The sequence below is a fragment of the Candidatus Enterococcus murrayae genome, assembly GCF_017315985.1.
Lineage (GTDB): Bacteria > Bacillota > Bacilli > Lactobacillales > Enterococcaceae > Enterococcus_A > Enterococcus_A murrayae.
This window is the reverse complement of record NZ_JAFLVR010000070.1, coordinates 64,145-73,079: the sequence shown is the minus strand read 5'-3', so window position 1 is coordinate 73,079 and position 8,935 is coordinate 64,145. Positions and strand designations below refer to the sequence as shown.

Genomic DNA, 8,935 nt, shown 5'->3' with positions numbered 1-8,935 from the left:
ATATAGCATGAAGAAAGGAGAAAATGATGCAGTTATTGATTTTAACCAAGGTTCCTTCTTATGAGGAAGCCTTCGAAACCCAATTAAAACAACTAGGAAATGAGGTTTACTGCTCAAATAATTTAATTGCCGCACTAAAAAAAGAGGGGTTTAACAAGCAATTTTTATTACAGTTTGACGGAATCATTTTTAGTGAATCGTTATATGACAAAGAAGTAGAGGAATTGATCCAGAAAATGCAATATGGCCGATTCAAATTGTTTCGCCGTGTCGTTGAAATTCGCCGCGATGAAGCGATGGAGTCAAATTTTGATGGCTTGATTCCTGTAAATTCAAACTTGGAAAGATTACGAGAGCTTTTATTAATTGCTGAAATTTCTCGCTTAGCATTTCAAAAAGAGGAATATGCTCAGAAAATGAGTGTGAAGCAAAAACTGTCTGATTTGAATTTAAAATTAAAGCAAAAAGAAATAGTCGATTATTTGATCCAATCTGGCAATCGAACAGTATCTAGGGAGGAAATCAGTCGCCAAATTTGGAACAAAGAACCAAATAAGTCTGTTTTAGCGAGCTTGTCAAAGGTGGTCTCCAAAGTAAATGAAAAGCTGGAATATGAATGTGGACATGGAGCAATTCAAACGGTATGGGGACAAGGCTATCGATTAAAAAAGGAGTTTTTTGATTATTTTGAAAACGATCTTCCAGGAAAACAAGCAGCTGAAGTTGAGAATTAGGCAGAGAGTTTAAAAATATTAGGGAGGTGACGCTTAACGGGCAGCAAGCAAGAAAATTATTGATGAAAAAAGGAGCGAAAAAGAAAAGGAGTGTACGAGAATGAAAACAAGAATCACAAAAATTCTTGGCAAAATGACTCGAGTAACAGCGACCATTTTTATGGTGCTGTCGTCATTGGGTGTCAATGGTCTGTCTATGATCGTTGAGGCAAAACCGGCAGGCGGGAATACTGGCTATGGGCAAAATGCTTACGGTTATATGTTTGAAGGTGGTGCAGGAGATGTACGGACTATTTCCTATGCTACAGGCGGAAATGAACCGATGGGAAATAAGTTCATGTTTTGTACAGAGTCAGGAAAATATGTAAGCCCATCATCTAATTTTACAAATGCTAGTAAGTCAGTAGATTCGTCTAATGCAGCAGCCATTGGGGCATTTATGTATCACGTATTAGTTGCTGCACCGGCGCCAGACCATACGAACCATGCAGCGATGTCATATTTTACCCATACTGAGTTGGAATCATCTTCAGCAACTAGAGCTGATTTTTTAACAAAATTTAACAGTCGATTAACTAGTGGTGATGCAGAAGCTGTTGCGACTAAAAAGAAGAATGATGAAATCAGGGCATTGGCTAATGATTATTATGGACCATATACATTATCACTAAATCTAACTGAAGTTGCGGGTCAAAAGAAAGCTAATATGAACTTGTCGCTTAAATCAGCAGCAGGTAAAGAGATGAAAAATGTTGATTTGCGTCTGTTTGGCGGCAAATTAGAAATGAGTATGACAGGAGGACAATTTGTACCTAAGTCCGGTGGAGCAGGTTCTGGAACAATTACCTTAAACAGTATTGCTGAATTAGACAACTATACAGCAAACCAAGGACCAGCTGGCAATCCCTTGAACATTACGGCAAAAGTGACTAAACTTCCTGGCCACCAAATGCAGCGTTATGCTTGGGCAGACAGTCAGAATATGATAACTGCCTATACTGCTACTGGGCTAAGTAAAGAAGCGTCAGCCAAGATTGAGTTTACAAAAGTGCAAGAAAAGTTCACGCCAATCGGAACAACTGTTTCTAAACAAGATGTGCAAATCGGACAACAGTTATCTGATCAAGTATCGATTAGTGTGGAAGGAAACAAGCCTTGGCCGAATATCGTTAATACTGAAACGCCAGTCCCGGCTTCATTTGAAATTGACTGGTATTATTCGCCAACAGATTATGGAAGTCAAAAAATTGATGTAAATAGTTTACCTGGAGATGTAACAAAATTACCTCACACGGATACATTCACGGTAAATGCTCCAGGTGCAAGAGAGGTACCTTCGGCAAACGTCGCTGACAAACAAGGATTCTATTATCCTGTTTTAAAACTAATTAAGAGCAATCAGAATACACCGGATGCTTTTGACAAAAGTTTCCAAGCGCAATTTAATGAAGAAAACGAAAAAACCAAAGTCATTGAAAAGTTTGCAGTTCAAGGAACAACGGTTTCTAAGGTGCAAATCAAAGAAGGCGAAAACCTAGAAGATAAAGTGAGTATTTCTTTAGCTGAAGGAAATTGGCCAACGATTATCGGGACGAATAATAAGGTTCCAGTGAAATTCCAAATTGATTGGTATTACTCAGTAATCGACTATGGTACGCAAAAGCTTGATGTAAATAGCTTGCCGGGAGATATTTCTTATATCGGCAGCGATACTCAAACCGTAACCGCAGCCGGGGATTACACTGTCACATCTCAACACAAATCAACTGGCCCAGGTTTTTATTATCCAGTATTGAAAGTTGTTGTGGCAGATCAAGCAAATCAAGAGCATTTTACGAAAGGCTTTCAAGCACCGTTTAATGACGACAATGAAAAAACGATCACTAAATGGAAACCAGAGGTAAAAACGGAAACAACCGTAGCGCAATTATCACCAAAAGGTGGGAAAGTTGCTGATAAATTAACGGTTTCTGGAAACAAAGATGGCCATGAGTTAGTTGTTAAGAGTACCTTATATGGTCCTTACTTGACTAAGCCAGACTTTATTCAAAGTCCCAATCAACATGAAGGTGGAAAAACAACCGTGCCGGCAGGGTCAAAAGTTGCTGGATCTGTTTCAACAACAATCAATGGAAACGGTACGTTTACTACGCCTGAGATTGAGGTAACAGAAAAAGGATGGTACGTGTGGGTAGAAGAAATCACATCTACAACCTATACGGAAGAATGGCATTCGAACTTTGGTAGCAAGGATGAGTATGTTGTTGTTCCGTGGGTACCAAATATTGAAACAACCGTTTCAGATGCTTCAGGTACAGTTGGTGCTCAAATTTACGACACGATCAAAGTGCTGGATCTTCCTGGAATGTGGGGGCTGCCAATCGATGGCAAAGGCAATTTGAATGATTGGAGCAGCAAAAATCCTGAATTGATTGGTAAAGATCGTGACCCAGATAAGAATGGGGACTACAATTTGCCGAATGGTTGGGGAACTGGCGGCGAAACGGCTGAAGAGCTGACCGCTACCTTCACCATGTACTACAGTCCAACAAAACCCATTCGAGATGATAAAATCCCTGCTGGTGCAGAAATTTTTGATGTTGTAAAAGCACCGCTAATCTCTGGTGAATTACGGACAACTGAGTTTAAAGCTTTTGATAAAGCAGGATGGTATACGATCGTTGTTACTGGCGGCTCTGATTCAGGACGTTTGGCTAAATTCCAAACAGATTACGGTATTCCTTCTGAAACGGTTCATGTCCCATCAGGTAGTGAGGAAGAGTTTTATACTCAAGTAAATGAAGAAAATGTTTTTTCTAATATTCCTGTGTATGACAGTTTGCATGTGAACAAGTCCTTGACAAGTGACAATGCAGAAGTAACCTTCACACTATATAAGTACAGTGACAAAGCCAATGATTTTGATTATTCACAACCTAAGGAAATCGCTAAATCTTCTAAAGGAATGCCAATCAAAAAGTATGGCGAATATAAATCAAACGCTAAAGGTTACGGCTTAGAGGATGTTCGAGTAACCGACGAAGGAACATACGGCTGGGTCGCAAAGGTTGTTGATACTAAAACCAATAAAGTTATCTATGAAGGAAAACACGGTGATCCTGGAGAAGTTTTTAATGTACACAAGCTAAATATTCATACGAAGGCGTCTAGTAATGACACTTATTTAGGAGAACCAATCTATGATACGGTGATTTTAGAGACGACTGTTCCAGATGGGTACTATGTAATCGTTGATTTATACAAATTCTCCGATAAGATCAATGATTTTAGTACTGCTGAAAACGCGACAGCAGCAGATATTGTCTGGACTTCTGATAAGATCAAAGTCAGTGCTTCTGGTGAATACAAATCAGGAACATTTACACCAAAAGAAGTCGGATCATATGGATATGTGGAGAAATTGTATGACGACAAAGGGAATTTAGTTCACACTGGTAAAAAAGGTGAAGAGACGGAAAACGTGATTGTTCGACCTAAAATTGAAATTGGAACAAGTGCGAAGGACAAAGATTCTGAAATCAATGAAGGAAATGCGGTAGATGAAAACAGTCAGCCGAAAGAAGAGATGACAATCATCGATACCGTTTCTTATAAGGATTTAGTAGTAGGACGCGAATATACTGTTAAGGGTGTCTTGATGGATAAATCAACAGGCCAAGCATTTGTTGATTCTGAAGGCAAGAAGGTAACCGCTGAAAAAACATTCTTAGCAGATAAAGAAAATGGCACGATCGCTTTAGAGTTTGTCGTGAAGAAAACAGACATGCGCGGAAAAACGGTAGTCGTGTTTGAGAAGCTTTACGAAGGTGAAAAAGAAGTCGCGGTTCACGAGGAGATTACTGATAAAGATCAAACAGTAAATTATCCTGAATTGGAAACAAACGCCAGTGATGCTGGTACAGGAACGAATGAAGGAAACGCAGCAGAAAAAGTAACGATCAAAGATGAAGTGAGTTACAAAAATCTGATTGTTGGCCGTGAGTACACCGTTAAAGGTGTATTGATGGATAAAGCAACTGGGCAGCCATTCTTAACCGCCGAAGGTCAGGAAGTCCATGCTGAGAAGAAATTTATTGCTGAGAAGAAAAATGGCACGATCGAATTGGAGTTTGTAGTAACAAAAGGAGATCTGGTTGGTAAAACAGTCGTAGTCTTTGAGAAACTATACAACCAAGACAAAGAAGTGGGCTCCCATACTGACATAGAAGACGATGACCAAACCGTTTCTTATCCTAAAGTCGGTACGAAAGCCGCTGAGTCTAGTATACACGGTGATAAAGTAGTTATCGAGGATAATGTGTCATATGAAAATTTAATTCCAGGAAAAGAATACACTGTTAAAGGTAAATTGATGGATAAATCAACAGGAAATGTATTCCTAGTTGATGGTAAAGAAGTGACCGGCGAAACAACCTTTAAAGCACCAGATTCAGGTAAAGGAACAGTTAAAGTAACATTTACCTTTGATCGCAGTGCGTTGAAGGACAATAAAGAACTGGTAGTCTTTGAACGTCTGTATGGCGCTACTGGAAAAGTTGTTGCGACTCACGAAGATATCGATGACGAAGACCAGACGGTGCCGGTACAGCCTCCTGCAGAAGTGAAAACATCTGCGAAAGACCAAGAAACCGGCATGAATCAAGGAAATGCGAAGGAAGAAGTAACGATCGTTGATACAGTTTCTTATAAGAACTTGATTGTAGGTAAAAATTACACTGTCAAAGGTATCTTGATGGATAAGGGAACGAATCAGCCATTTAAGACAACAGATGGTAAAACCGTTTCAGCAGAGAAAACTTTTACGGCTGAAAAACAAAATGGTACGATCGACCTTGAATTTAAGATTACAAAAGGTGATTTAGCTGGTAAATCAGTCGTCGTTTTTGAAACATTGTATCTAGGAGAAAAAGAAATTGCTTCTCATACCGATATCAATGATGATGACCAAACAGTCGATTTCCCAGAAGTGGAAACGAAAGCTATCGACAAAGATACGGAACAAAATGAAGGATTAGCAAAAGAAGAAGTAATCATTGTTGATACCGTTTCTTACAAAAATCTTCAAATCGGTAAAGAATACACCGTTAAGGGTGTCTTGATGGATAAGAAAACGAATCAACCATTCTTAACAACTGAAGGTAAAGAAGTTCATGCTGAAAAAACCTTTACCGCTGAGAAGAAAAATGGCACGATCAATCTTGAATTCGTGGTAACAAAAGGTGATTTAGCAGGCAAAACAGTTGTCGTCTTTGAAACTCTTTATCATGAAGATGTCGAAGTGGGCTCCCATACCGATATCGAGGATGAGGACCAATCAGTCAATTATCCGAAGGTTGGTACGAAAGCAGCGGAAACTTCGATTCATGGTGACACCATCGTGCTTGAAGATACTGTAACGTATGAAAACTTGAAGCCGGGGCAACAATACAAAGTTGACGGTGTCTTAATGGACAAAGCAACTGGCAAACCTTTCTTAGTAAATAAAGCGGAAGTTGTTGGTTCAACAACCTTCCATGCAAGCAAAACAGGTTCAGGAACGGTTAAGGTAAAATTCACCTTCAATCGTAATGCGTTGAAGGAAAACCAAGAACTAGTCGTCTTTGAAAAACTTTATGGTGTTAAAGGTGTCCTAGTTGGTACTCACGAAGACATCAATGACAAAGAACAAACGGTTGAAGTGAAGCCCGAAGTTGAAGTAGAAACAACAGCGGTTGATAAAGATACTGAAATGAATGAAGGACTTGCGAAAGAAGAGGTCCGCATCATTGACACTGTTGAATACAGAAACTTAAATGTTGGTCAGGAATACACGGTTAAAGGTGTCTTGATGGACAAGGCAACGGGGAAACCATTCCTGACAACCGAAGGCAAAGAGGTTCATGCTGAAAGAACCTTTACAGCAGAAAAACAAAATGGCACGATCGATCTTGAGTTTGTGGTAACGAAGGGGGATCTGGCTGGTAAAACAGTCGTTGTCTTTGAAAAACTTTACCACGAAGATAAAGAAGTTGGTTCACATACGGACATTAATGATAAAGATCAATCCGTCAACTATCCTGATGTCGGAACAAAAGCCTCTGAAACAAGTATTCACGGAGATACTGTGAAGATTAAGGATATTGTTTCTTATGACAATCTAGTGCCAGGTAAAGAATACAAAGTCACTGGTGTCTTGATGGATAAAGAAACAGGTGAAGCCTTCAAGGTAGATAACAAGGAAATCACTGGTGAAGCGACCTTTACAGCAAATAAAAAAGGTACGGGTACAGTAGAAGTTGAGTTTACATTCAGTCGTAAAGCTTTAGAAGATCCTAAGAATCTAGTCGTTTTTGAAAAACTTTACAATTCGGCTGATAAACTCGTTGGTACTCATGAAGATATCAATGATAAAGATCAGACGGTCGAAGTCAAACCAGAAGTTGAATTAGAGACAGATGCGATTGACAAAGATACTGAAATGAATGAAGGTCTTGCCAACGAACGAGTGACGATCGTGGATACCGTTTCTTACCAGCATTTAAATGTTGGTCAAAACTATACCGTTAAAGGTGTCTTGATGGACAAAGCAACCGGAAAACCATTCTTGACTCGTGAAGGTGATGAGGTTCGTGCAGAGAAGACCTTTAAAGCAGAAAAATCAAATGGTACGATCGATTTGGAATTTGTTATCAAACGCGGCGATCTAGCAGGAAAAACAGTGGTTGTCTTCGAAACACTTTACCATGATGAAAAAGAAGTGGCAGCCCATACAGATATCGAAGATGAAGCTCAAACAGTCACTTATCCGAAGGTTGGGACACAAGCTTCTCAAACAACGGGAAGTACGGATAAAGATGTAAAAATCAAAGATATCGTTTCCTATGAAAACCTTGTTCCTGGTAAGGAGTATACCGTTGAAGGTGTCTTAATGGATAAATCAACAGGCAAACCATTTATTGTTGCTGAAAAAGAAGTAACAAGTAAGGCAACCTTTACGGCTTCTGAAACAGGTTCGGGTACGATTGAGGTTGAATTCATTTTCCCACGCAATGAAATTAACGAAGAAACAGTGTTGGTTGTCTTCGAAAAACTTTACAATGCGGAAGGAAAATTGGTAGGCGTTCACGAAGATCTTGAAGATGAGGATCAAACTGTTCGGCAGCCGCAGGTTTCAACAAAAGCAAAAGATAAGGACTCAGGTACGAATGAAGGCTTTGCTGATGATGAAGTAACAGTAGTTGATGAGGTTAGCTACAAAAACCTGATTGTAGGCAAAGAATACACGGTGAAAGGTGTCTTGATGGATAAAGCGACCAACAAGCCATTCTTAACTCGTGATGGCAACGAGGTTCATGCAGAAAAGACATTTAAAGCAACGAAACGCGATGGTACTATTGAGTTGGAATTTAAGATCACGAAGGGTGATTTAGCTGGTAAAACTGTCGTTGTTTTTGAAACCTTGTATCAAGACAAAAAAGAGGTAGCAGCTCACACGGATATTGAGGACAAAGATCAGTCCGTTCATTATCCAAAAGTTGGGACGCAAGCAGCTGAAATCAGTAAAGATAGTGATGAAGACGTTATTATCCATGATATCATCTTCTATGAAAATCTAATTCCAGGTGAAAGCTATACTGTTCGCGGGAAATTGATGATGAAAGAAGCAAACGCACCTTTCACTGTCATGGGGCGTGAAGTAGAGAGTCAATCAACTTTTGTAGCAAGTGACACGGGCACTGGAACGGTCGAGATGCGTTTCACTTTCCGTCGCAGCCTATTGTCGAATGACTTAACACTGGTAGCCTTCGAAAAATTATTTGACGCGAAGGGCAATTTGATCGGTTCTCATGAAGACATTAATGATGAGGCGCAAACCGTGACAGTTAAGAAGACGAATCCTGACCTGCCGTCTACTAAGGGGGACACCTTTACTGATGGTGGCAACTTGTCGGGTGGATCATCATACGGAACTAGCGGCGGGGGGACTTTACCGCAGACTGGTGAACAAGTATTGAAGATTCTACCATACATCGGATTTGTTATCGTTGTTCTAGCAGGTGCATTGTATTTCTATAGAAAGAAACAAGTTTAATTCTCGAAGTTCGACGTGAGTTATTCCAAACGAAAAAGTACCCCGCTCAAAAATATTTTTGAGCGGGGCTTTTTATCGTTCTAAAAGGTGTGAATTGAGCTGAATGGGC

At 39.8% G+C, this 8,935-nt stretch carries 2 protein-coding genes; both read left to right on the top strand.

The features are described from left to right. Window positions 1-26 precede the first annotated feature (26 nt). On the top strand, window positions 27-734 hold the full coding sequence (locus JZO85_RS20865) for a helix-turn-helix domain-containing protein (protein ID WP_207110448.1): 708 nt from the start codon (window positions 27-29) through the stop codon (window positions 732-734). A gap of 100 nt (window positions 735-834) precedes the next feature. Beyond that, window positions 835-8,826, top strand: coding sequence for a VaFE repeat-containing surface-anchored protein (locus JZO85_RS20860; protein WP_207110447.1), 7,992 nt, complete (start codon window positions 835-837; stop codon window positions 8,824-8,826). The last annotated feature ends 109 nt before the right edge of the window (window positions 8,827-8,935 follow it).